The sequence below is a fragment of the Alginatibacterium sediminis genome (assembly GCF_003610775.1).
Classification (GTDB): Bacteria; Pseudomonadota; Gammaproteobacteria; order Enterobacterales; family Celerinatantimonadaceae; genus Alginatibacterium; species Alginatibacterium sediminis.
This window is the reverse complement of sequence record NZ_RAQO01000005.1, coordinates 428312-452832: the sequence shown is the minus strand read 5'-3', so window position 1 is coordinate 452832 and position 24521 is coordinate 428312. Positions and strand designations below refer to the sequence as shown.

Genomic DNA, 24521 nt, shown 5'->3' with positions numbered 1-24521 from the left:
AAGTTAATCATAAGCTAAGTCTTGCGCCTCAATATTGATAAAGTGCGGGGCTAGCTTATCAGGGATTTGCTTAACTTGAATATGCGTATCGCCACGCATCAAGGCTTTACACACACGGTGCATGCCATCGATTATTTTTCCTTCGCTACAAAGCAATATCGGATAAGTTAGGTCAGCCTCATTAATCAGTTTCGCATGCTCGCTAATTGCTCGGCAGCTTGGTTGTGCACCGCCAAGTTCAAACCAATAATTTTCATCAATTTCAGATATTTCACTTAATCGCCAAGCCCGCTGAGGCAAGTATTGGTATTGATCCAACAAACGGTTTACGTCCCAAATAAAGACATCACCTTCTTGTTTCCTAAAATGATATTGCTGACGCATTTTTACTCTCAATAGACTCTTACAACATGCTGCCCTTTATACAAGTACTGTCGCTTAAGAGCTGTGATCAAAGTCCGCTTGCATAAAACACGCGTTGAAAGAATAACAATTGAACCTAATTGCTTTTTGCGTTGCCTAAATTTTACTCCAAATCGGTATCTAGACTCCCGAATAGCAATCGCGATTTACAGCCCGTCACACGCTTAGGCTTGCCAATGATCCACTTAAGTTACTATCTGGCAACTTTTTAGTTGATTAAGTCAACATATGCGCTTATATTTGTTGATTAGATCAACTAATAATAAAGGCTCCACTGATAAGTAGCCTTCAAGCCGCCCCAGACTTGAGTTCGGAGATTATCGTGAATAACTATCGCAGTATAAATCACGCGCTACGCGCTATTCATATGAACATTCGAAGCAAGATGATTGCTGAAGTGAAGCGTCAGCAAGTGGAGTTCTCACCCTTAGAACACATTGCGATGAGTTACATATTAGAAACGGGTGCTAGCTCTCAACAAATGTTAGTTGAATCGATGAATAAAGATAAAGCTCAAATTGCTCGAATAGTGGCGCGCTTGCTTGCGCAAGACTTAATTATTAAACAAGAGAACCCAGCAGACAAACGAGCAGTCTTGTTAGAGCTCAGCGCCAAAGGTAAAACGCTACTACAACGACTTGATGACGTTGAAATGGAAATTCTCACCGACATGCTACAAGGCTTTACTCAAAGCGAATCTCAGTCCTTACAATTATTACTCGATAGAGTAAGTAAAAACCTTGGTTAATCGAAAGACTGGCCCAGCTATTCCCTCAATCAAAAAGTATATTCACGCCTGCGGCGTAAAGCATTTTTAGGAATCATGAATTGAAACAAGCACAGCATATTTTAGGTAGTACTGGAACCCTCATTTTCTTGGTAGTTATCAGTGCATTCCCGCCTCTGACAACGGATTTATATCTCCCTGCACTTCCTCAAATGGTTGAAGTCTTTAATACCAATCAAACCATGGTCAACATGACTCTAAGTGTCTATTTCGTCATTTATGCCTTTGGCTTGCTCTTTTGGGGCCCCTTAAGTGACAAATATGGTCGAAAGCCAATTATGTTGATTGGCATCGCCATTTATGTGTTGGCTAGTTTGTTATGTGCTTTTTCCGGCAGCATCGAAATGCTAATTGGTTCACGCGTCATACAAGCTTTTGGCGGCAGTGCGGTAACTGTGGTTGCCACTGCCATCGTAAAAGATCTTTATGATGGCCGAGAGCGTGAGAAAATCATGGCGACCATTATGTCACTCGTAATTATCGCACCAATGATTGCACCGGTGGTCGGTGCTTTGCTACTAAAAGTAGCAGCATGGCCAATGATGTTTGTAGCTTTAGCTATATTTGGAGCTAGTTCAGCCATATTTGCGTTGTGCTATCAAGAGACTTTAGAAGTCCGCAGCAGCGGGACTATGCTGCAGTCTTGGGCTCGTTTAGGTGTGGTTATCAAAAACCCAAACTTTGTGTCTTTGCTTGGTATATTTTCAATTGCGCCAATGGCACTCATGGCCTTCCTGGGTGCGGGCTCATACATTTACATCGATGGTTTCGGACTTACCGAGCAACAATTTAGCTACGCCTTTGCCTTCAATGCTCTATTCGCCTCTTTTGGCCCAAGTATTTATCTGCAGCTATCTAAACGTATCGCCATTCAATCAATTATTTCATTATGTTTTGCCCTACTTTGTATATGTGGCGTTTTAACCTTTACCATTGGTCATTTATCCCCTTGGATTTTCGCACTCATAGCAGCGCCCGCGACATTGACGGTGATCGCGACCCGAGTGCCGGGTACAAACCTTATGCTAAATCAACAAGATAAGGATACGGGTTCGGCAGTCGCTATCATTCAGTTCCTAGGTACAATGTGTGGCTCAATTGGCATGATCTTAGTGTCTCTAAGACCCGAATCACTGATAGAGAACTTAGGGACCATTCAGTTTACAATTGGTATGATCGGCGGTGTTTCGTGGTGGTATGTAAGGAGCCGTTCTTACGTTGTCGACAAATTGCCGCAGTCAGTGCAAGCAACATAGGGATTAGTTTTTAAGACCACTACTACTGATTAGTGGGTCTTCATTAGTCGTATATATAATTGCTTAGATCAAGATAAAAGATCGCAGTTACTAGTTGACCTAATGACACCATTGTTGACGCAGGGATAAGTAATAGTAGTCAGCTAAGCTGCATCAATATTTAGTAGGGTTGGTATAATATGAACAAAGTTTAATGTTGTGGCAATCTTGTGTTTAGGGCTACTGCTTTAATCTGAGCATGTATTCACTAATCAGGTAACAAAAATGAAACTAAGTAAAAAAGTAGTCGCCAGCATAGCCCTATTAATCAGCAGCACAGCAAGCTTCGCTGACGAAGATGACGCCATCTCGGCATTGGTTCTTAACCAAGCACAGTTCAGTATTGAGCAAGCGATCAAACAGGTTAATAGTAATTATCCGGGCCAAATTATTGAACTAGAGCTTGATGAGCACAAAGGCCAAGGCGTCTATGAAATAAAAGTAATTGATATCAACGCCGAACAAGAACAAAAACTGTACATTAGCTTAGAAAACGGCGAAGTTCTGAAAACTCAAACTAAGAGCTTAAAGATACTCGGTGTCAACAAGCTTGACGACGACGAACGCCAAGCGCTTGCTGCACTGCAAGACTCAGAGTTCTCTCTTAGCGAAACCTTAGCGGAACTCGAAAGCAGCCTTCAAGGTAAAGTACATGAGTTTGAACTCGAAAATGAAAAAGGTATCACCTATTATCAATTTGAGCTGATGACACAAAGCGGTAAACGTAAAATGATTGTTGATGTAGCCAGTGGTCAACAAATTCCAATGACCCGACACGATTAAGAAGAAAACATGCGAGTTCTAGTAATCGAGGACGACAATACCACCCGTGAATTCCTGCAGCGTGCGCTGCAGGAACAACAATATCAAGTTGATACTGCCGATAATGGTCAAGATGGATTGTTTTTAGCTTTAGAGCATGATTATCAGGTTATATTACTTGATCGAATGTTACCCAAACTCGATGGGCTAAGTGTTCTAAGCACCCTACGCAGCGCTGGAAAAACAACCAGCGTGCTTATCCTTAGTGCACTTGATAGTGTTGATGATAGAGTTAAAGGGCTTCGTGAAGGTGGGGATGACTATTTGGTTAAACCATTTGCCCTGTCTGAGTTATTGGTTCGCGTACAGATTTTGAGTAAACGTCAAAGTCATGCTCAAAGCAGCAGCGATACTTCCCTTCAAGCCGGCGAGCTACACATGGACTTATTAAGTCATCAAGTTCGCTGTAGTGGGCAACTGTTAAGCTTACAGCCCAAAGAATTTAAGCTACTTCGTTATTTAATGGAGCATAAAGGTCAAGTTGTTACCCGAACACTGTTGTTTGAAGCGGTATGGGACTATGATTTTGACCCTCAAACCAATGTCATTGATGTGCATATCGCCCGACTAAGGAAAAAATTTGAAGCGCAAGGACAGGCAGCCATTTTACAAACGATTCGTGGCAGCGGTTACCGCTTGGTGGACGCGTAACTACAAAGCTAACTCAATTTGGAGAATGACAGCTAGCTTTTGCGCGCTAATGCTGATCATTGTCAGTATTCTAATTGGTGTTCTCTACGACCGAAGTGTTGGACAAATGCAACGCAGCCAAGAGCAGCAATTCTCTCAGCTAATCGAGCAGCAGCAGGCTTTGGCTGATCAACTTGACCCCGATGCTTTTTTAGAACAATTTATTCCACAGGCACAAGAAAATCGCCAATTCTTAATGGTCGCTAGAATAAACGGTCAGATTTATGGTCGTTTGCAGTCTTGGCCAAAGGGCATACGCCAATGTCCTAGCCGAAACCTTTTCCCAATTTGGTCCCAGCGCTACGAAGAACTACAACTAGTATCGGGCTGCCAAATTGGCTTGTCTCAGGGTCAAGAGTTGCTCATTGCAACCGACGACACCAGCTTACGTCAACTTAAAGACCAGTTTATATCTTCAGCAGCTATCGCGTTGCTCATTTCCTTTAGTTTCGCTTTAATCGCTGGATGGTGGTTCTCTGCCCAAGTGTTACGCCGAATCCAATCAATAAATGCTGTTGCCCAGCAAGTTAGTCATGGAAAAATGTCCTTACGAGTTCCGCCTTCGAGCAATAATGATGAATTCGACCTACTGGGTAGCAACATCAATCAGATGCTAGACAGACTTCAGAATTCTTTAGAAATGATCGTTAATAATAGCGATGCTATTGCTCATGACTTACGCACGCCCTTAGCACGGCTACGATTACGGCTAGAACAAGCATACATCCAAGCTGAAAATCAGCAGCTTTCAAGCGATGAGCTTGGGATTATGATTGAAGAGTTGGACGAGATATTGTCGACCTTTAGCTCTATCCTGGAACTATCAAAACTAGAAAGTGGAACCCTTGGACAAGCAAAAGAATCGATATCCTTAAACCAAATTATTGAAGACGCCTGTGACTTAGCCCAGCCACTGGCAGAAGAGCAACAACAAAATCTTCATCTAATGACCAATGAACAAGTCATGGTGAACGCCGATCGTCGATTACTGTTTCGTGCGGTCTACAACCTGGTAGAGAACGCGATCAAATACGCAGGAGCAAACGCAAGGATTGACGTGGTCATCAATGCGCAAGATTTTAGGATTATAGATAATGGCCCAGGCATCCCCAAAAGTGAGCATAATAAAGTGTTTCGTCGACTCTACCGCATGGAATCGAGCCGCAGCTCACCAGGACACGGCTTGGGTTTGGCCCTGGTGAAGGCAATTTTGGATAACCACCAAATGCAGATTGAACTCATATCAGCGGAGCCCGGACTAGAAGTTAGAGTAAGTCTTTGAGCATCCACACATCACAGCCATTATGTTCACTGGCTGCTAATGGCGCTTTGAGCTGGGTAAAGCCTAGCTTCTTATAGAGTGCTATCGCAGCCTGCATACTCGATAAAGTATCCAAATAGCACTGTTGGTAGTTAGCACTTTTAGCAAACTCGATACACGCTTCACTCAGTTTACGCCCTATTGATAGCCCTCGGGCATTAGGCAACACAAACAATTTACGCAGCTCACAGGTTTGCGTTACGGCGTCCATCGGTGCAATCCCTGCCCCTCCGACAACTTGTCCCTCAACAGTAGCGACGTAATAGGCGTAACCGGAGAGTTCGCTATAGTGCTGGCTCATACTGCTTACTTCGGCATCTGATGGTCCAAAGCCCTCGCCTATCGCACCAAACTCTCGACCGACTTGTTCGATGATCCGCTTAATCGCCATATCATCCTCAGCTTTAATTAAACGAATTTCTACGTGCTGGGGTGTCTTCATGGTGCTACCCATTCGATAATTGAGCCAGAGCTGACAGGAGTTGAGCGTTTACTTCAGGGTCTACTATAGATTGACTGTGAGCATCGAATACTTGCGTGAATTTGCCAATTGATAGACTGGCTTTTACATCTGCCGAAAAATGCGGCATAGACTTTAGTGCGCTATTGAGAACGGTCTTAGCACCACCAGGCCCTGGTGATGCTGAAAGCAAAACCATCGCTTTGTTTTGGAACACACCCCGATCAATACGTGAAAGCCAATCGAAGGTGTTTTTATAGAACGCGCTATAGCTTCCGTTGTATTCCGCAAATGAAATGATAACTGCATCAGCATGTCCAATTTTCTCAAATAACTGCTTTGCCAGTTCAGGCTGACCAAGTTCTAGCTCACGTTCAGCGGTAAACAAGGGCAATTCATAGTCACTTAAGCGTAGCAACTCCACCTCATCCGCTGTCATTATGCTAGCTACGTACTGTAGCAATTGATGATTGATTGAGTTTTGACTTCCACTTGCAGCAAATGCGAGCACTTTCATTGACTTCATTCCCTTTCGACTGAGGCTATTAAAAACAACAACTTGGATAAGCTACAAACAAGTTAACTGAAATAGATGCAAATTTTAAGTGCCATTCCAATTTTACCTAGACTTAAAGCAGTCCCTCTAAGTGAACATCAAGGTTCGCGCTTTGCTTATAGCCAACTACACTAATGGTTATTGATTAATCAATTCGAAAGGGTCTCTAGGAGCTGAGCATGTTATTTATTACGAATCGCCTACCCAAACAAAGCTCTCGCAGCCGCAACGGCAGGAAATTTAGTTTTGACCTAGACAACAATAGTGTCAGTACTTCAGTCTTTTTCGCCAAACGACTTTCGGACAACGAAAACACCGAGCTTGGTAATCGGGCTTTCTTTACCGAACTTAAAAACTCATCAAAGCGGCAAATTTTGCTCTATATCCATGGTTTTTCTAATCTACCCGAGCAGATCTTCGAGGCCGCACACGAACTACAACAATTATGTGATGCCCAAGACCAGAACGAAGTGCTGGTTGTGCCTTTAATCTGGCCTTGTGACAATGACAGCGGCATTATCAAAGATTACTGGGACGACCAAAAAGCTGCCGACGCCAGCGCTATTAGCTTTGAACGGGTTCTGGATAAGTTTCTTAGCTGGCGGGGCTCAGACGACGATAATCAAGATCCCTGTTTAAAAAGAATCAATATCCTAGCTCACTCAATGGGTAATCGAGTATTACGCCAAACTTTACAAGCTTGGAAAACTTACGAACTGCCCAATGGAGTACCCATGCTGTTTCGAAACAGTTTTCTTGTGGCAGCAGATATTGTGAATGAATCACTAGAAGAGGGAGAAGCTGGTGAATTGATTTGTCACGCTTCGCGTAACGTAGTTGTTTATCATGCTTCGGACGATCTCGCACTACGAGCAAGTAAAGCAAGCAACCTAAAACACAAAATCGCGTCCAGACGATTAGGTCATAGTGGGCCAGAGAATCTAAGTTTATGTCCCAGTAATGTTTATGCTGTTGACTGCGACGACATAAATAATAGCTACGATTTTCCAAAAGGGCACAGCTACTTTCGTTATGGTAAAAACCACGGGCAAGCTGGAGTGGTTTTCAAACACTTATATTCGGTGCTAAAGATAGGTCGGGTATTTCCAAACGATCCCAAGCGAAGAACAATGATTTTAGATGATCCTCATAGTTAAAAAGGCAAAGAAAAAGGCAGCCACTAGGGCTGCCTTTAGAATTTTTTTTAATAATGCCTAAGCATTATTCATCGGCAATTAAACTGCTACGATGTTCTCAGCTTGAGGACCTTTTTGGCCTTGAGTTACAGTGAACTCAACTTGCTGACCTTCAGCCAAAGTTTTGAAACCGTCACCAGTGATTGCACTAAAGTGAGCGAAAACGTCTGGACCAGACTGTTGCTCGATAAAACCAAAACCTTTAGCTTCGTTGAACCACTTAACAGTACCTTTAACAGTAGACATATTTATATCCTGAACAAAATTTTAATTAAACTGCCTCCAACGAGGCGTGAGTAGCGAAGAACAGACTAACACTTAGAAACTTCAGGACGAGCATTTACTTACTAAATACATGTTGAGATTTCAAACACAAGACTTTCTTTCTAGCTGCGGGCACTTTAAACGCTACGCTTAGTCTTGTCAATAGTATTTCACTACAGACTTAATGGGAATAATTAAAAAAGCAAAAACTCAATGTTTTCAACGCCATTTACATCATTAATCACTAAAAAAGAGACCAAAACGCAATAATTATTGCGCTCACTCTTTGTTCAAATAGCACAAATAATCAGCAATTTCTTTACCCGGTGTTATCTCAAAATGTTGACCATTTGGATGAATATGCTCAATTCTATCAACCCTAAAATTGCGAAAAGCACAACGTAACTGGCACCACGCTAGAAGTGTCCATGAAGTTCTCCAGAAATAGATCGCTAGAGGGCGTATGCAGCGCTGACTTACAAGTTGCTCAGCATCACGATAATGCAGTTGCAATAGTTCGCGTTCACGAGCGGCTTTACGTAATAGATCAAGGTGCCTAAATTCGTCGTCATTGATGTAAAAGTCTGGCGCATACATCAAGGCTTCAAAATCTTTAAGACGTTGTGGCAGCACTGACTCCACCTTGATCAAAGTCTGCTTTGCGGCATGTGCTAATTCATGGCCGCCAAATGCTTGTACCATGCGCATACCGACTTGCAGTGCTTCTAACTCGGCCTCATTAAACATTAAAGGCGGAATATCAACCTCTTTGCGCAGCATATACCCAAGACCCGCCTCCCCCTCAATCGGGATACCACTTAGGCTTAAGTCTTGAACATCTCTATAGATAGTTCGAGTACTAACCTCTAGACGCTGAGCCAACTCCGATGCAGTGGTGAGCCGGCGTCCGCGTAACAATTGCACTATCTGAAACAAACGGTCAGCACGCCGCATTTACTATCCTTTCATTGTAACGACTACTTTTTAGCCTACGCGTTTGGTGACCAAAGCCCAACCTTGTTGCCTTCGCAATCTTCGAAGATAGCAATATGCCCAACTTCACCATCCTTAATGGGCATAGCCGGCAACAAAATCCGGACATTGGCGCTTGCTAATTTATCCACCAAACTATTTAAAGACTCACTTAAATACAAATAAACCGTACTGCCTTCAAGACTCGGCTTCATCATTTCATGTTTAACCAAAGCAACCGATGCTGCCATAGGGTCTTTGGTTTCCAGTATCGACATTTCCATGTCAGCCATATCTTCTTTGCGAAAGCTAACCCCAAAATGTTTTTGATAAAATTCAACGGCGCGTGACATATCGTTTACGGCTAACTCTGACCATACTAAAGGTGCTTGTTCCATCATTTTTCTGTCCTCGAAGTTTAGTTAGTTAACTGAACAAACACCCCATGGTGCCCGCTCACAAACCAGTCTACTCCGGGGCTACTGACAGCATTGTGTCAGTAGTGATCATCGATGATTGAATTAAATTTATAACCAAAAAAATGCACCAAGCATGATTTTCGAAAACTGCTGGTCCTGTATCGAATTAGGCTCAAAATGGTTGGACAATAAGCCGGCACTTTACTCATTGTTCATCTTTAAGCAATCGAACCTCGCTCTGCGGATATGGGATGCTGATGTCGGCTGCTTTTAGGGCGTCAAAGACACTCATGTTAACTGCAAATTTAAGCTCGTGAAGTTGCGGCGTTTCTACCCAGAATCGATAACTTAGACGGATCCCACTGTCAGCGAAAGCTTCTATACCTACGCGCTGCTTTGGTGCTTCAACCACACAGGGATTGGCATCCAAGCATTGTTCAATAATCGCAATAGCTGCTTTAGGATCATTTTGATACGCAATGTCGACACTGCCTTCAATCAACGAGAACTGCTGAGTATTTTTTAAGATTTCCCCAACAATATGACGGTTAGGGATGGTAATCCGCTCCCCGTCTTCGTTGACCAATACGGTGGTGCTTAAGTTTATTTCTTCTACGATGCCAGTATACCCGCGCACGCTTAAGGTGTTTTTAAGCACAAATGGACGGGTAAGAATAATTGCCAAGCCCGCTCCATAGTTAGAAAGCGTACCTTGGATAGCTAAACCCGCACCCAGAGATATGGCACCTAAAGCAGCAACAAAGGGAGTGATGCTAATCCCTAATTTACCGAGGCAAATAATGACTGTCATAGCGATCAGCAGCACTTTAACCACATTACCGATAAAGTTGGCTAATGTGATATCAAGGGATTTGGACTCTAAAAGTCGGTAAACGAGTTTACCCATGCGACTGGCAAACCAAAGCCCTAGAAATAGAATCAGTACTGCTGCGACCAGCTGAAAACTGTAGCGTACTAAAAAATCAATAATGATTTGGTATACCGACTCAAGCTGCGCTATTTCTTGTTCAATCATCTCGCTTCCTTGCGTAATTTGCTTTTAACTAGTTAGTCTATACCAGCATAGCCATCACTTGTAAGCTTCTCCTTTAAAATCGTTCTCTAGATAAACGCTAACTATTACTGATACCTAGTCATCCCAAGTTTCATAACGGTCGTCGTCAAAATGGGCTGGGAATGGCCTTTTCTGAGTTAACTCCGGGTAGACACGTGTACAGTCATCATCAAAAGGTTCAAATTCACCATCGTCGAAACAACGTGGGTCAGTTAAACGAGGGTCATTTGCCAAAGCAGCTTTTGCTTGCGGCTGTTCAATTAAGCCCTTACATCCATCTTCGGTAAGTACTTGCCCGGTAGGGCAAAAGTTGTCTGCCCACGCTACATTTGCGAGTAACATGCTTAGAACAAGGATAATCTTTTTCATTTTTATTCCTAAAAGTATTAGATGTGAGGCAGTGCTTATCACAGCCTCGAGTAGATGTGCTATTCCAAAGCTAAACGTTTGGTACTAGCGAAGTGATTTATCGATATCATTGAACCAAACTAGTCAAAGCAAACTTGGGTGTAGTCTGAGAAACGCGGATTGTCGCCAGCTACGTATGCGCAGCCATTTTTAGTGTCAAACACCACGGATTCAACGGTGACAAAGTCTGAATCGTACTTAGCCATATTGATTGGGCGCTGCGAAAGAATGTATTGCATTGCATTCACATCTCGCTCTTTGGCGTAACTAATAAATGCGTTACCAGCATCCTCGCGAGCAAAGGTATCGGCAAAGGTAGCATTAGCTTCACGCAGCGGCGTGTGAGATAAAAACTCGGCGCGCATTTCAGCATTATGATTGGCATGGGCAATCCCACCATCACCGCGCACAATCCGAGTTCCGTTAGTTGTCATCTCTATTGAACCATGATCTCCTGAGTCATCAGCTACAGTGAAATTCAGGGCGACATGGGTCGTGAAATCTTTTAGCTTGTTAAAGGCTTCTTCAACACTTGCTGAAGAAGTAATTGCAGCAAAAGCGGCGTCAGTGGTTATCACATTCGATGTATCGACAGTGGCAGCGGGACCACTTGGGTCGCCCATAAAGTTAAGAACTGCTGCGGTATGCCTTCCCATGCCCTGAAAATGACCGCCATCGGTTGCCAGAAAAATTGTGTCATCGGTTTTAATCACAGAAGTATCACCTTCATGTAGAAAGCCAATACCCATATCATTGTTCAAGCCTACAATTCCGGTTTCAGCGAAAGCTAAGGTTGTACAACCTCTAATTGATTCCACTGCGCTAGTTAATGCTGCGGTGTCTTCGGCTTGTATAAAGTTTTTGTTTATGTCCCAGTCAGCTTGGGCAATCGAGGCAAATAGTTGATAAACCGGAACCCCTTTTATCTGCGCTTGACGCTCCATGATTTCGACATACTCGGGCGCTACTTTTCGGTTATTCTCAACCGCATTTTTAGCAATTTGTAACACCGCTTCTTCTGCTTCGCCGCGAGGCAGCGATGCAAGCTGTTGGGCAATTGCTTCCATTCCCTGCCCACTGAGGTCAATCACAATTGCGCCATTTTGTACTGCTTCACGCTCAGCATGGTAGTAATCTAAAACATCCCCCGCTAAATGTTCTGCGGATGCAATTGATGTTGCAGCTGTGATTACGGCTAGTGCTATTAATGCTTTTTTCATTTGGTTTGCCTCATTTCTTTCGTTGTTTTGTAGAACCAAATTGCATCCAAGCTATGGTTCAAATGATTTAATATTGACTTCAGCTGTATAATCTCACCAAATTCGATATGCTTATAGGACCAAATGGCCCAATTATGAAATGGTTAATCGCAAGCTTAGGGCAAACATCAAAAAGGTAAGGCAAATGCTAGGAATCAATAGTCACTATTTAGAGTGCTTTGTTGCGGCGGCGCAAAGCGGTACCTTTAACAAAGCCGCGAAACGGCTAGGCAAGTCGGCTTCAACGGTGAGTCGCTGGATCAATGAATTTGAACAGCATTTGGATTACCAACTGTTTGAGCGCCAAAGCAACGGCTTAGTTGTGGTATTAAGTGAGAAAGGGGCCTTATTGTTACCTAAAGCTATCATTGCTATCGACTACCTAAAAAAGTTTGAGCACCTCGCTCTGTCTATTCATGATAAGGCAGCCCCTTTATCCCTCACCATGAGTTTTAGCGAGCTAGTAAGTATTAACGGAGTGGCTCAAGTGATAAGCGACCTCAAAGTCAATTCGCCGAACCTTCAAATTGCACTGCGCAATGTTGACTTGAGCAATGTGCAAAACGCACTAGATGAGCAGCATGTTGATTTCGCACTTGGAATTATCAGTGACTCCCTTTACCCAAATGTTGGAGGGGTATTAGTAGGAAACGAAAACGTGCGCTTAATTGCGCATCCAAGCAATCCATTGGCAAATCAATCGAAGGTAAGCACTGATATGCTGCTAGGACAATGCGCAATTTGGTCCTCGCCTTATGCAAAAACGCAACCGTATCAAAGCGCGCTGTTTAACAGCATTGAAGTTCTAGAATGCAGCGATCTGTCAACGGTAGTTGCGCTAGTAAAACAAAATTTAGGGGTCGCATTACTGCCGGAATACATCGCGCATTCGTCGATCACAGCGGGGGAAGTTGTGGCTCTAGATTTGCACAAAGAAGAAGTAGATCAAAGCATTCAGTTGATGCTGTATTACCGTTTAGATTACCCCTATCCCGAAATTGTAGCGCAACTCACTGATTCGCTGCGCGACTGGTTTGGTTATATTGAATCCATCTAGGTGTATTTAGCTTACGATGGTAGCTCTTGAAGCGTGGTCCAACTAATATCAATCGCATGCTCGGCAACTGAGATGTAAGCAGAGTTTCCGGTAATTGTGACCGACAACTCCATGGTTCGACCAACTAAAGCCGCCAAAGATTGAATGGAAGACCAATCAAATTGACGAACCTCAGCCTTAAGATAGCCCATTTTTCCTTGCTCTTGTTGCCACCACACATTGGACTTACTATTAAACGTGTAGACAACAACTTGCTTAGCTATTCGGCTGGCTTTCTTTATTTTATCTACGTTTGGTTCACCAACTTCTATCCAAAGAGAAATGCTTTCATCAAGTTCACGAGCCCAAATATCTGGCTCTTCAATAGCACTAAGTCCCTTAGTAAACTCCAAATTTTCCTGCGCGTGTATGCAATACGCAAGCATACGCGCCATCATTCGTTCAAGGGTTTCAGAGGGATGTTGAGCCACGGTCAAGTTAAGCGCATCGTAATAGTTACGCTCAAGATCTGATAAAGCCACCCGCATTTTGTAAATCGTTGGTTTTAAAGCCACATTCGCCTCTATTCTAGTAATTCGAAGGTATTCGATGATTGCTGATTGTTTTATACAGTAACAAGCGTCAAATACTAGCCTTAACCGAAATTACTACGCTGTATCACTATCAAGGTCGAGCAAAATCACGTCGGTAAAATGATCATCGTAATAGGTGCTAACCATTGCCCGTAACTCTTGGCGAAACGCTTCATAGCTTTTAACAGACATGTGCGGCTCTATGCTGCGTACCTCAACCGTGACCCACCAGCGACGGCCCATTTTCATCACTAGGGTTTGGGTGACTTCAAATTCAGCATGGGAAACCTGGTTTTTTAAGGCATGAGTAACATCTTGAGTTAGCTCAGTATCAGGTGAACTTAAGCTAATTTCCTTCATACCGTTTTTAACTAATAGGTAGGGGTCTCGTAAAAATAGAATAGAGAAAACAATCACTAATACTTGGTCAACATAACGAGCGACCCAACCAAATGCGGTTTCTTGAATGCCCATGACTAATACCAATGCCACGCCAATACTGCCGGTGATGATTGCGTTTAGTAACCAGCCTTGTTTTTCAGCATTAAGAATTGATGAAGGTTTTTGCTCAAAAGCACGCTGACAAAAGAACCAAGCCAGAACACAGCATATGACCGCAGGGACCACATAAATCAGCATCAAGCCAACTTGGGGTTCACGTCCACCATCTAATAAGGTTTGAATATTAGAACTAATGGCGAATACAACCAAAAGCAAAATGCTTATCCCTTTCACCACCACCAACAGTGGTTCGAATGCAAAATAACCCATGGGATAGCGCTTGTTATAGGGCTCGCTGGTGAGCATTGCTATGCGTAAACCTAAAATGGCCATCACTGATGAAAGCAAGTTGTAAGCGCCATCAAGCATAATAACTCCAGACCCCGTGTACAACGCCATCGATATGCCCCACAGAGCCAGTACAAATGCTAATGAAGCTGAAATCAGCAATGTTTTACGTTCGATGTTCATTATTACTATCCTTGCATACAAGCCATACGGCCTAACTAAGGTGAATTCTCGCGATATCCAAAATATCTAATATTCGTGCGATATAAGGTTCTTTGGGTCGAAAACTAGAACGGCTTTTACGTTTAAAATCTTGCTCCAGTTTAACCAGCATGCGCCGCAAGCGCCATTGATGGATACCGAGTCGGGCTTGCAATGGATCGATGATTAGACCAGAAAAACAAGCAACTACGGCAAAGAACACAATACTAATAGTTATGCTCCCCATACTAACCCATATGCTTGGACTTGCATCGAAGACAGTGTAGTAAAGTTGACCTAACCAAGGCCCTGCCCAAAACTCATCAATGGCTATCCATTTTGCCAACCATCCTGCCCCATATAAACCTAGTGCAATACCTCCAGGTGTATACTTTTGAAAAGCAAATACCCCTATCACCATACTTAGCATCGAGTTGCTAATATCCGCGCTGGCTGTGCGGCTCAGGGTATAGTGATTAATCGCTTCATCAAGCAGGGGTCTAATTTGCTGCTCTAAACTCGGGCCAACCACAGCATAATCACTAGCGGACATTGCCATGCGCAAGCGATTTTCGATGGCATCACGCAAGCCATCTTTATCGCCAGGCTTAATCGGGCGCTGCAATAACTGCTGATAACATTGTTGTTCAAGAAAGAGTTGAACACGGGTTGAAAATCCACTGGGGATTTTTTGCAATGCCAACGCTATCGTTTTAAAACCTAGTTTTTTAGCTATCCATGCCATCAACATAAACAACAAATAGAAAGGAGCCCAAAATAGATTTAACGGGGCTTTGATCAAGTCCCAGCCTATCGCCAATCGGTTGAGATGAAATGCACCGGGATACTGAAAATTTTGAGTAACAAAGCTATCAACACGCTGGTGACAATCGCGAAAATAATCTTGTGCGCCGGAACCAATCGAGTCCCAAAGTAGGTTTTCAAACTCAGCTTGGTTAAAGCTGCTAACGGAAGGTGGCATGTATACTAAACGACTCGTCTCTAAATCTGGTCACGATTTTAACACTCTAGCGCTTAGCAACAAGCCCTGCATTGGGAGCAAGGCCAGCTGCGGAATATCTGCACTTATGATTATTCTTAGTAAGCGTCAATTAGTCGATGAACTTGCAAGGCTCTGTGCTTCCAGCTTTCACTGCGAACACTTAAGCGTTGGAATGCGCCACGGCGATGCAGTAGATCTTGCGAGCTTTGATCAGCTTTAAGCAAGGCGTTTACAAAGTCTTCCACGTCATCTACAACAGTAATCAGTCCAGTATAAGGTCGCAAGGCTGGAAAATCGGTACTGACAATGGGCCGTCCTGCCGCTAAATATTCGCGTAGCTTTAACGGGTCGCAACTGCGAATTTGCGAACACTGCCGAAATGGAAGCATCGAAATAGTCCAATGCTGCACGTATTGAGGTAATACACTATGCTCCACTGCGGGTAAGAATTCTATATTTGGTAAACTCCGCAGCATACTTACATCGGTTTGAATGTTCCCGATAAAAACAAAGCGCCAATTCGGTAAACGACGCGCCGCTTTTGCGATCAAATCTAGGTCTAACCAAGACGCGATGCTGCCATAAAACCCTGCAACTGGCTGCTCTTTACAAAGATTGGCAGCCAGTGCGGCAGGTTTGGAAAATAAATCGAAATCAACGCCGTGGGGCAACATGGCTGTTTTCGACGCATAACCTAGTTTGGAGAACTTTTGGCTTAGCTTCTCACTTGCGACCAAAATGTGATTAGCTTTTGCTGCAAGTTCTTTTTCGCAAGCAGTTACATGCTGGTGATCAACGCCAGCCAAGGCCGAGAAGTCATCACCACAATAGTAAATCACATTATCTTCTTGTAGGTGCCCAACTATATCCACCGCTGTGGGTAACGCGATCCACAAGGCTCTAGATTGTAGCCCCATTCGTTTCGCAACTCGATTCACCTGCCATTTCAGTAGTTGTCGGTTCAGAGCGCGTAATAAGGAGCTTTGTGGCGCTGGAAATACAATCGGAGACAATACGATGAGGGCTTGCGGTAAGTCGCTTTTTGGTTGATTTGATTGACTAAATAATCTTGCTTTCACCATCGAGAACAGCTTTTCTACAATCCGTTTACCATCTTTTAGCGATAATCGGGGTTGACGTAAACCAATCGAATTAACCCATAGCACTCGATGATAAGCAGCCAATTGTGTGACCACGTGCTGACTACTACTTGGATGACGTTGCCAGTCTTCTCCAAATACAATTAAGTCTTTAGGCATTAGAACTATCCTCCAACTTACGAATCACTTTTGCTGGAATTCCAGCAGCTAAAACTCCATCAGGTAAGCTGCGAGTCACAATACTTCCGGTTGCTACCACCGTACCTTGCCCAATGGTAACTCCCGGCAGTACACTTACCTTTGAGGCCAACCAAACATCTCTCTCTAATACTACAGAACTGCGCGAATGGGCGGGTTCGGCATGGCCGGCGGCTCGCAAGTCTGCTTGCAACGGGTGCCCTGAATAGCCAGCAATAAAACAGCCTTGAGCAATGCGTACATTGTCAGCAATCGTTACCTTGGTCCCAACCGCTATCGTGCATTGCCAACCGATGTCAACATTGTTACCAATAGATAGTCGTGCCGGTTTACCCTGCTCACTGCGTCCACTGAAAGTGGTATGGGCACTAATTCGGCAATCATCACCAATCTGCATGACTAAGCCCTCTCCCAATAGCGGTATACCGCCGTATAGGTAAAGCCTGCGACTAGTGCCTTGCGTTTGACCTCTAAACAATGGTGTCCACCACAAAACCCGCAGCACTGCCGTCACTACGCTACTAGCAAATACCCAAAGTCGGTAACACAGGTCAAAAATCAACGGGATCTTTGGCAGATTGAATTGCCGTATGGCCTTAAGCTGTTTAAAACTAAATTGCGCGAGCGGATGCTGACTATGTTTCAACCAAACACGGGTATTGGCTATCATGTCTCGAGTCATTAGGCTTTCCTTAATGCTATATCGTGTACTTAATCAGAGATTGCAAATATGAGGCCAATAAAATTTACCTATAAATATCAAATAGATAAAAACATATTTGCATTATGCAACGCTTAGTTCAGTTTCAACCTGGAGGCATTACTGCGTGTTAAAAATGCCCAAGCCAAACTCACCAGAGCGGCTAGAGAAAACCAGTCATTTAGGGTGCTTAATGACAAACCAACAAAAACAAGCGGCAACAACAAAGCAATGAACAACCATGAAGATTGGTAAGCCAATGGACGGATGGATTGACTAAGGTAAAAGAACACCACTAGTCGGGAGGCATAAACGATGTTTAAACTCAGCAATAAGCCCCAAATGCCGTAGCTTGGAACTAAAAGTGCATAACAGACCAGCGCCAAAACCGCTGCGGCGGCGTTACCCCTAAATAACCATACCGGTTTCGCATTGAGGTAGCAGGCCATATCGAAAACCGATGTCGCTAGCTTAAATCCACCCGCTAAAACCAGTAACGGCAACCATTGCAAGCCTTGCAAGTATTGCTCGGGGATCAAAAGCGGTAATACAATTGGCGCCAGCACCAAACAGCTGAGCATGATTAGCATCAGTGCCATTAGCATCATCTGATGAACTTGTAGAACCTTGCGCTCGCCACCATCTTGACTAAGCACCATAAACCTGCGTGGATGCCACCAGGCTTCCAAAACACCAAAGCACATGGCCATTGCCTCAATAAGCTTCACCATAACTGCGTACTGAGCTAAGGTTTCAGCACCAAGACTTGAGGCTAAAAAGATTCGATCAAAACCGTGTAATACGAATAAGCACATAGAAGCTGCAATTAAGTAACGCTGGTAGACCAACATGGAAGTCACCAGGCCTGTCTCTAATCGCAAAGCCAACTGCTTTCGATTAAACAATACAGCCATTAATAAGGCCACCGCGTTTCCAAGCAAGCTAGCATTTAGAATCGCATCAATTCCCTGACCTGATTTTAATCCTGCAATCGCCAAGCTTAATTGGCAAACAACTTGAATAAGGACGACGACTGCATACGCATTGACCCGCTCGACCACGCGTAGCCACATCAATAAAGGTTGCAGAGCAATCATAAGCGCGATAATGCCGGTAACTTTTATTATTTGGCTGTCGCTATAGAGTGACAAAACTTCAAAGCCAGAAAAGCGCAGTCCCAAGCCAATCAGTAAGGCTAAGACACTGCCATAAGCAAGGCTTAAACTAAAAGCGGTACTAATCAGCAATTGTTGTTGCCGTGGTGTCGAATACCGTTCTATAAATCGAGGCAGCGTTCCGGCACTAATTTCCAATAAGGAACAAAACGAAAACAGGACTAGCAGTACCTCAACTAGGCCATATTGCTCAAGACTGAGGTAGCGCGTACTCACTGGAATTAAGATCAAACCAGCTGCTTTTTGCAACACCAGCAATACACTATAAATTGCTAATTGAAAGGTATTCTTTAGCTTATCCCATTGCATCGCCAAGCCTCCGTGCTCGCTTGCGCATCAGCCATAAGACCCACAAGCTATGCCTCCAACGGAAATAGCGACTGACAAAGTAATCATGCTCACAACTGGCGCGGTAAAGCTGCAAGTTGTAGCGCTCAATCATGTCATCAACAAAGCGCCAAAACTGGATTAGTTTTAGCCAACTGACACTACTGCTCAATTGTAAAAAAGCATGTCGGCATAACATGCGTAAGAACAAAGGGCCACCGGCATCGATCAACCTTGAATCCTGCATTTTTTGCATAAAGTCATTCAAGCAATGCTCGCGCGCTTTAAGTCGTTTATCGTCGCCATTGGCACTACGGCAGATTCCTAAAGGATTAATACGATAGAAATAATCAGGCCGAGGCACACAAACGTGGTGGTCTGCCAACAAGTATGACTTGTAGCTAAACAATTCATCTTCGAACAATTCACCAGCACTGAATTCAAGCTGATTTTTTCGAATAAAATCACGGCAAAATAATTTGTTACACACTGAGGTATTTTCAGCAATATCGTGCGATACAAATTCAAATTGCTGTTGCGAGTTGAACTTCGTAAACCCACAATACGCAAACTGGGCGTGCTCGCGTTCAATTGCCTGCAGCAGGCAACTGTACATAAACGGATTAATGTAGTCGTCGCTATCCACAAAACCTATATAGCGACCACGGCAGGCCTGAATCCCAATATTACGAGCTTGGGCTAAACCTTGATTTTTAAGCAGCTCAATCACTTGCACAGGCCGCGGGTTTCGGTTCTGAAAGCTTTTAACTAAACCTATGCTGTCGTCAGTTGCAGCATCTATCACCACAACAATCTCTAGGTTATCGATGGTTTGTGCTGCAATACTTTGCAAACATTGCAAAACGTAGTCTTGGGTATTGTAAACAGGCACCACAATCGAGACATTAATTTGCTTAAGACTCATAGGCCACCTGCTTAACGAGCAACACTTTCGAACCAAAGGACTTCAGTCCGAATCGTAGGCTTTGTACATGAGTCACCATTGCGATACGTAGTTTTAGGGCTACGATTAACCACGGTGATGCTTGAAATTTCGTAAATCGAGAAACATAGTAGCTCGAACTATCGGTGCAATATGGCCGAAGTCCGTACTTGTCGATAAGGTAGTTAATAAACGAATAAAAGCTTAGCAAATCAGATAAGGGAAGTCGGTAGTACAGCGCGGCAAGAGCATGATGACAAAGACATTCTAGGATTTTATCAGCTTGGTTCTTTAGTTGATGACGATTTTGAACATCGAGCATAAAACGGCTTAGCATCAGCTGTTTTTCGTGCAAGTTATTACGCGCTTTGAGACCTTGGTTGTTAGGGTCATTACACAAACTTTGCTGCCCTACCCGATAGAAATACAAGCGTTGATTAACAGCCACTGTCTGCTGACTGCTGAACCAGGCGGTATAGACAAAGGGTTCGTCTTCGAAAATCTGATCTTTATAAAACTGAATTTTGTGCTTAATTAGCAGTTCGCGTTTAAAAATTTTATTGGTAACAAAAGTATTTTGAAACAAAAACTCACAAGACATCGCTTGATTACGCTCGCTGGGAGATTGCGTGCTAAATGCGGCCATTTCGCAGTAAGCTAAATCAGCCATCCCCTCACAAGCCGCTTCAAATAGGCATTGGTACATACGTGGGTGACATTGATCATCGGCATCCACAAAGCCAATGTATTCGCCTTGGCTATGTTGCATACCTATATTTCGGGCCATGGAAACCCCAACATTCTTAAGCAAAGCAACAACAGTAAATGCCTTTCGGTCACGGCAAAATCTTTGCACCACTTGCGCACTGTTATCCGTCGGTGCATCAAGCACCACAATTACTTGCAGAGACTCGATAAAGCTTTGCTGTTCTATCGATACTAAACAGGCTTCGATAGTGCTTTCACAATTATAGGCCGCTACGACTACAGATATTTTGTTCATGGCTTAGACATCCAATTAGCTACATTGATATGGATAGTGCAAAAGCTAAACCAATAATTTAAAAATGTTATTTTTCAAATGCTTATTGAACTATTTCGAAGATTTATATGCGTGATTTCGCAATTTGCAAGCATCAAGAGGATACTCGTTTCTGTTCAGGCTTAAGTTGTAGCCACTGCGAGCAACTGATGGTTAAAGCGAATAGGATATAGAAGGGCCAAGTAAAGCCTTGAGTTAGAAAGGTGCCAGCGACGATGGTAGCTAACAAACCCGAAAACAGCGCTTCACTAAACCCTATCAGACTGGCGCCGAGTTGACGCTCTTGAATGAGATTAAGGTTCTCTAAAGCGCGCATCACAACTTGCTTGATCATCAACGCAAAAACGATGATTCCAGTAAAACCAGTTTCAGCCAAAATGCCAAACCAAGTGCTATGTACAGCGTGGTTTTTTCCATCCCAATGGCTCGAATAGAAGTAGTAGTTACTATAGAAATTATCTAGTCCTACACCTGTAAATGGATGCGCTAAAGCCATACCAAATGCTGCCTGCCACGCGTAAATCCGCCCCATCGATGACTCATCAATACCCGACTCAAGAGCTCCACCGGAACTACGCTGGTCAATTCCAGCCAAACTAAGTAGCAACAACCCCACAGCCATGGCTAGCACAATCAGTAGGGCTTTGTTTTCAACTCGACGCCACCCTAACACCGCAAATATACTCAACATGCCTAAGATCCCTCCGCGACTTTGAGTCGCAATCATGGCCATTAGCAGCGCTGAAAACGCAACCAAGGCACAGACACGTTGCCACCAAGCAATTCGATGTAAACTAAAACTAGCTGCAAAACTTAAGGGAAATAGCAGTGTAAGTGCTAGATCGTTAGGATCGCCAAGTACTGAACCAAAGCTGCGCCCTATCGTGACACGAGTACCTTCAACCATTTCTATGCCAAGCGCTGCGTTTTGCAAGGCAACAATTGCTATCGCAAACCCAGCCACAATAAAAAGAGCTGCGCTCATTACAAAGTCTTTGCCGCAACGCAGCATCCAACAAATTGCAAAACTCATCAGTATAATTTTGCTAAACACACCATTGAAATAAGCCATCGCGAGTCCACGGTTGCTCGCTAAAACCACCGAGATAAAACACAACAGCGCAAAACAGGCCAAATAGCTCATTTCACGCGTCCAAAAAATACGGATCTTGCCACTTAGCCCTATATGCCAGGCCAGCGTTGCTAGACTCGCTAACGCTAGTAGTTGCGGAATACGTAAACTGTAGAGCGCAGGATAAGCTTCATGAATTCTAAAAAAAGAGAAGATAACAAAGGCTAATATCACCAATATTGGCCAGCGCAGCACTGCTAATATTGCAAATGGAAGACACCCCGCCGCGAGTACGATAAGCGGATGAGCGAACTGGTACCACGCAAGGGAAATAAGTAGGCAAAACAACAAGCTAAGCACTATGTCTTTACGAAAATAACTTGATGTTTCTATCACAACATTCATGTTGGCACTCCGGTTGCAGTAAGCCTGTTATTGCAATTTGCAACTGGCTTTATCTTTCTAGATATAAGCAACCACAGTGCCAAGGAGAAAATATGATTGATTTATCGGTTCGATGCAGCGTCATCATCCCCACTTACAACTGTCTGAACTACTTAAAAATTGCGCTTCAAAGTGTAACCGAGCAGCTTTACCGCAACTACGAGCTTATTGTGGTAGATGACGGTTCAAGTGATGGAACATGGGCTTGGCTTCAAACATACCAAGCCAACTCAATAAATGTAAAAATAGTTAAGGGCAAAGGACGAGGCCCAGCTCATGCCCGAAACTTAGCAGTTTCGCACTCTACTGCGCCCTACATCGCCTTTTTAGATGCCGATGATCAATGGAGTGCACAAAAACTGGCAAATCAAATGTCGATTCATAACCGACATCCAGAGCTTGGCTTTAGTTTTGGAGACTATTTACATCAAAACGAGCTAGGCGAAAACTTAGGTACATGTTTTGAGTTTTGGCCAAGCTATAAAGACTACCTAGATTTAAACGATGCATATGTTATTGAACCAAAATTTGCAGCTCATTTATTTGCACAAAACGGGGTCGGCACCTCTACAGTAGTCGTTAAACGTAGCTTGTTTCTCGACGTTGGCGGCTTTGATGAAGACCTTGTCTCCGCTGAAGACTGGGATCTGTGGATAAAACTTGCACTTGCTGCGCCTGTTGCTGTGCTTCGCGATAGCGATTGTACTTACCTGATGCGCAGCGACTCCCATTCCAGTGCTCAAGACCAACGAATTCAGGCTTTATCGCAGATCATTGCCCGTTACCAACACCATTTTAAATTGCCGCAACGCGCCATTGCCCAAGCCCGATTATTGATCGCCAAAGCCGAGTATAGTCAAAGCAAGGGGAAAAAATGGATGGCTTTCGCTTACCGCTTAAGCGCACTAAGTTTCCAACCTACATGGAGAACTAGTCGAGAACTTATCGCCAATGCTTTACCGGGGCGACGTAGCTGATTCACCCTTGATCTAGAATCTAGAATTGAGTTGTTTGCAAAACGCGAATACTAATAACATACAGCACCAAAACAGCATTAAGGCATTGATATTTATCAATAATTAAAAATCGGCACGATCCTCGCTATAGCTAGTATGGAAACAGTAAATAAATGAATAACTAGCCTCGGAACAAGGATTTTACGATGATTAAACAACTACTAGGTTTTAGTGTTTTGGCATTACTTCAGAGTCAAGCTTATGCCTCACTGATCTTAAGCATTGAAGACGCAGCTGTTCAAAGCTCTCAAGTAAACTCAGAATTACGAGTTGAAGACTTTAACCGTATAAGCACATCACAGCTGGATGGATACCGCACCTCGTTTGGACAGTATTTTATCGACTCAGGTAAACCTTCTATACAAGCTGCTGGACCATGGGGAGGCGCGCAAGGCATTGGTAACTACTTATTTGTACCTCGTAGTAAGCAAAGTGCGGTTAGCCTCAACTTTTTTGACCCTGTAAGTTATTTTGGATTTTGGTGGAGCGCCGGTGATGGGGGTAACTTATTGCGGGTAAACACAGCAACTGAAACTCTTGAATTTACCACTCAAGCGATTCTGGACTCAAGTGCTCTGGTAGCTGATCACTTCGGCAATCCCAATCGCACCAACAGCAATACTAAAGAGCCCTATGCCTTTGTTAACCTGTTTGCGTCAACAAGCCAAGACTATATCGAAAGCATTACCTTTTACGGAAGTAATTTTGAAACTGACAACCATAGTATCGCCTACGAAAGTGTCGCACTGCGTGGCCGCAGCTTGGCTGCTACAAATGTGCCTGAGCCCTTAAGCGCCGGTCTATTTGCCTTAGCCTGCTTAGGTTTAGCGTATAAGCGCTCGCACAAAAAACAAGGTAAGTAATTTGAATACCTACAACGAATAAGCCTAATAACAATTGATTAAACACTTAGGCTTATGCTGTAAAACTAGAGC

The 24521-nt window shown here is 43.7% G+C and carries 27 protein-coding genes; 9 read left to right on the top strand and 18 right to left on the bottom strand.

Features of this window, described 5'->3' with window-relative positions; all coding sequences use genetic code 11:
• Nucleotides 1-3: 3 nt before the first annotated feature.
• Nucleotides 4-384 carry a hypothetical protein gene (locus DBZ36_RS10495; protein WP_120354892.1) on the bottom strand — a complete coding sequence of 127 codons (381 nt, stop codon included), beginning with the start codon at nt 382-384 and terminating at the stop codon, nt 4-6.
• Between the two features lie 361 nt (nt 385-745).
• Here DBZ36_RS10495 and DBZ36_RS10490 point away from each other — a divergent pair, with 361 nt between their 5' ends.
• From DBZ36_RS10490 to DBZ36_RS10470, 5 genes are all read left to right on the top strand, one after another.
• Nucleotides 746-1171, top strand: coding sequence for a MarR family winged helix-turn-helix transcriptional regulator (locus tag DBZ36_RS10490; protein ID WP_199711828.1), 426 nt, complete (start codon nt 746-748; stop codon nt 1169-1171).
• Between the two features lie 80 nt (nt 1172-1251).
• Nucleotides 1252-2466 (top strand): multidrug effflux MFS transporter, encoded by a 1215-nt coding sequence (locus tag DBZ36_RS10485; protein ID WP_120354891.1) that lies wholly within the window; start codon nt 1252-1254, stop codon nt 2464-2466.
• 264 nt (nt 2467-2730) lie between these two features.
• A complete protein-coding gene (locus tag DBZ36_RS10480) occupies nt 2731-3288 on the top strand; it encodes a PepSY domain-containing protein (RefSeq protein WP_120354890.1) in 558 nt (185 codons plus the stop codon).
• 9 nt (nt 3289-3297) lie between these two features.
• A complete protein-coding gene (locus DBZ36_RS10475; RefSeq protein WP_120354889.1) occupies nt 3298-3978 on the top strand; it encodes a response regulator transcription factor in 681 nt (226 codons plus the stop codon).
• The gene (locus tag DBZ36_RS10470) at nt 3908-5299 is read left to right on the top strand and encodes a HAMP domain-containing sensor histidine kinase (RefSeq protein ID WP_158589074.1); all 1392 of its coding nucleotides are present in this window, start codon (nt 3908-3910) and stop codon (nt 5297-5299) included. The genes DBZ36_RS10475 and DBZ36_RS10470 overlap by 71 nt, the downstream gene beginning before the upstream one ends.
• On the opposite strand, the gene DBZ36_RS10465 is transcribed toward DBZ36_RS10470, so the two are convergent.
• Nucleotides 5283-5780 (bottom strand): GNAT family N-acetyltransferase, encoded by a 498-nt coding sequence (locus DBZ36_RS10465; RefSeq protein ID WP_120354887.1) that lies wholly within the window; start codon nt 5778-5780, stop codon nt 5283-5285. The genes DBZ36_RS10470 and DBZ36_RS10465 overlap by 17 nt on opposite strands.
• A 4-nt stretch (nt 5781-5784) precedes the next feature.
• Nucleotides 5785-6315, bottom strand: a complete 531-nt coding sequence (locus DBZ36_RS10460) for an NADPH-dependent FMN reductase (protein ID WP_120354886.1) — start codon at nt 6313-6315, stop codon at nt 5785-5787.
• Between the two features lie 218 nt (nt 6316-6533).
• Here DBZ36_RS10460 and DBZ36_RS10455 point away from each other — a divergent pair, with 218 nt between their 5' ends.
• Entirely contained in the window at nt 6534-7511 is a 978-nt protein-coding gene (locus tag DBZ36_RS10455; RefSeq protein WP_120354885.1) for an alpha/beta hydrolase, read from the top strand.
• A 78-nt stretch (nt 7512-7589) separates the two neighbouring features.
• On the opposite strand, the gene DBZ36_RS10450 is transcribed toward DBZ36_RS10455, so the two are convergent.
• From DBZ36_RS10450 to DBZ36_RS10425, 6 genes are all read right to left on the bottom strand, one after another.
• Nucleotides 7590-7796: a cold-shock protein gene (locus DBZ36_RS10450; protein ID WP_120354884.1), complete on the bottom strand. Its 207-nt coding sequence runs from the start codon at nt 7794-7796 to the stop codon at nt 7590-7592.
• Between the two features lie 297 nt (nt 7797-8093).
• A complete protein-coding gene (locus tag DBZ36_RS10445) occupies nt 8094-8768 on the bottom strand; it encodes a helix-turn-helix transcriptional regulator (protein ID WP_120354883.1) in 675 nt (224 codons plus the stop codon).
• A gap of 35 nt (nt 8769-8803) precedes the next feature.
• Nucleotides 8804-9187: a VOC family protein gene (locus DBZ36_RS10440; protein WP_120354882.1), complete on the bottom strand. Its 384-nt coding sequence runs from the start codon at nt 9185-9187 to the stop codon at nt 8804-8806.
• A gap of 223 nt (nt 9188-9410) precedes the next feature.
• Nucleotides 9411-10241: a mechanosensitive ion channel family protein gene (locus tag DBZ36_RS10435; protein ID WP_120354881.1), complete on the bottom strand. Its 831-nt coding sequence runs from the start codon at nt 10239-10241 to the stop codon at nt 9411-9413.
• A 114-nt stretch (nt 10242-10355) separates the two neighbouring features.
• Nucleotides 10356-10649, bottom strand: a complete 294-nt coding sequence (locus DBZ36_RS10430; protein ID WP_120354880.1) for a hypothetical protein — start codon at nt 10647-10649, stop codon at nt 10356-10358.
• 119 nt (nt 10650-10768) lie between these two features.
• Nucleotides 10769-11908: a carcinine hydrolase/isopenicillin-N N-acyltransferase family protein gene (locus DBZ36_RS10425; RefSeq protein ID WP_147395015.1), complete on the bottom strand. Its 1140-nt coding sequence runs from the start codon at nt 11906-11908 to the stop codon at nt 10769-10771.
• A 184-nt stretch (nt 11909-12092) separates the two neighbouring features.
• Between DBZ36_RS10425 and DBZ36_RS10420 the strand changes: the two genes are divergently transcribed.
• Entirely contained in the window at nt 12093-13004 is a 912-nt protein-coding gene (locus DBZ36_RS10420; RefSeq protein WP_158589073.1) for a LysR family transcriptional regulator, read from the top strand.
• A gap of 11 nt (nt 13005-13015) precedes the next feature.
• Here DBZ36_RS10420 and DBZ36_RS10415 read toward each other — a convergent pair whose 3' ends face one another.
• The 9 genes from DBZ36_RS10415 to DBZ36_RS10375 form a co-directional block, all read right to left on the bottom strand.
• Complete coding sequence (locus DBZ36_RS10415; RefSeq protein WP_120354877.1) at nt 13016-13558, bottom strand: YaeQ family protein; 543 nt, start codon at nt 13556-13558, stop codon at nt 13016-13018.
• A gap of 93 nt (nt 13559-13651) precedes the next feature.
• On the bottom strand, nt 13652-14548 hold the full coding sequence (locus DBZ36_RS10410) for a cation transporter (RefSeq protein WP_120354876.1): 897 nt from the start codon (nt 14546-14548) through the stop codon (nt 13652-13654).
• Nucleotides 14549-14579: 31 nt separating this feature from the next.
• Complete coding sequence (locus tag DBZ36_RS10405; RefSeq protein WP_120354875.1) at nt 14580-15548, bottom strand: DUF6635 family protein; 969 nt, start codon at nt 15546-15548, stop codon at nt 14580-14582.
• Between the two features lie 116 nt (nt 15549-15664).
• Nucleotides 15665-16828 carry a glycosyltransferase gene (locus DBZ36_RS10400; RefSeq protein WP_120354874.1) on the bottom strand — a complete coding sequence of 388 codons (1164 nt, stop codon included), beginning with the start codon at nt 16826-16828 and terminating at the stop codon, nt 15665-15667.
• Nucleotides 16821-17549 (bottom strand): acyltransferase, encoded by a 729-nt coding sequence (locus DBZ36_RS20760; RefSeq protein WP_199711827.1) that lies wholly within the window; start codon nt 17547-17549, stop codon nt 16821-16823. Before DBZ36_RS20760 ends, DBZ36_RS10400 begins: the two co-directional genes overlap by 8 nt.
• A 113-nt stretch (nt 17550-17662) precedes the next feature.
• Entirely contained in the window at nt 17663-19051 is a 1389-nt protein-coding gene (locus tag DBZ36_RS10390; protein ID WP_120354873.1) for a lipopolysaccharide biosynthesis protein, read from the bottom strand.
• Nucleotides 19038-19994: a glycosyltransferase family 2 protein gene (locus DBZ36_RS10385; RefSeq protein WP_120354872.1), complete on the bottom strand. Its 957-nt coding sequence runs from the start codon at nt 19992-19994 to the stop codon at nt 19038-19040. The genes DBZ36_RS10390 and DBZ36_RS10385 overlap by 14 nt, the downstream gene beginning before the upstream one ends.
• Complete coding sequence (locus tag DBZ36_RS10380; RefSeq protein ID WP_120354871.1) at nt 19984-21015, bottom strand: glycosyltransferase family 2 protein; 1032 nt, start codon at nt 21013-21015, stop codon at nt 19984-19986. The genes DBZ36_RS10385 and DBZ36_RS10380 overlap by 11 nt, the downstream gene beginning before the upstream one ends.
• A 133-nt stretch (nt 21016-21148) precedes the next feature.
• On the bottom strand, nt 21149-22531 hold the full coding sequence (locus tag DBZ36_RS10375) for an O-antigen ligase family protein (protein ID WP_120354870.1): 1383 nt from the start codon (nt 22529-22531) through the stop codon (nt 21149-21151).
• Between the two features lie 92 nt (nt 22532-22623).
• On the opposite strand from DBZ36_RS10375, the gene DBZ36_RS10370 reads away from it, so the two are divergent.
• Nucleotides 22624-23547: a glycosyltransferase family 2 protein gene (locus DBZ36_RS10370; protein WP_158589072.1), complete on the top strand. Its 924-nt coding sequence runs from the start codon at nt 22624-22626 to the stop codon at nt 23545-23547.
• A gap of 185 nt (nt 23548-23732) precedes the next feature.
• Entirely contained in the window at nt 23733-24449 is a 717-nt protein-coding gene (locus DBZ36_RS10365; RefSeq protein ID WP_120354869.1) for an Npun_F0296 family exosortase-dependent surface protein, read from the top strand.
• The last annotated feature ends 72 nt before the right edge of the window (nt 24450-24521 follow it).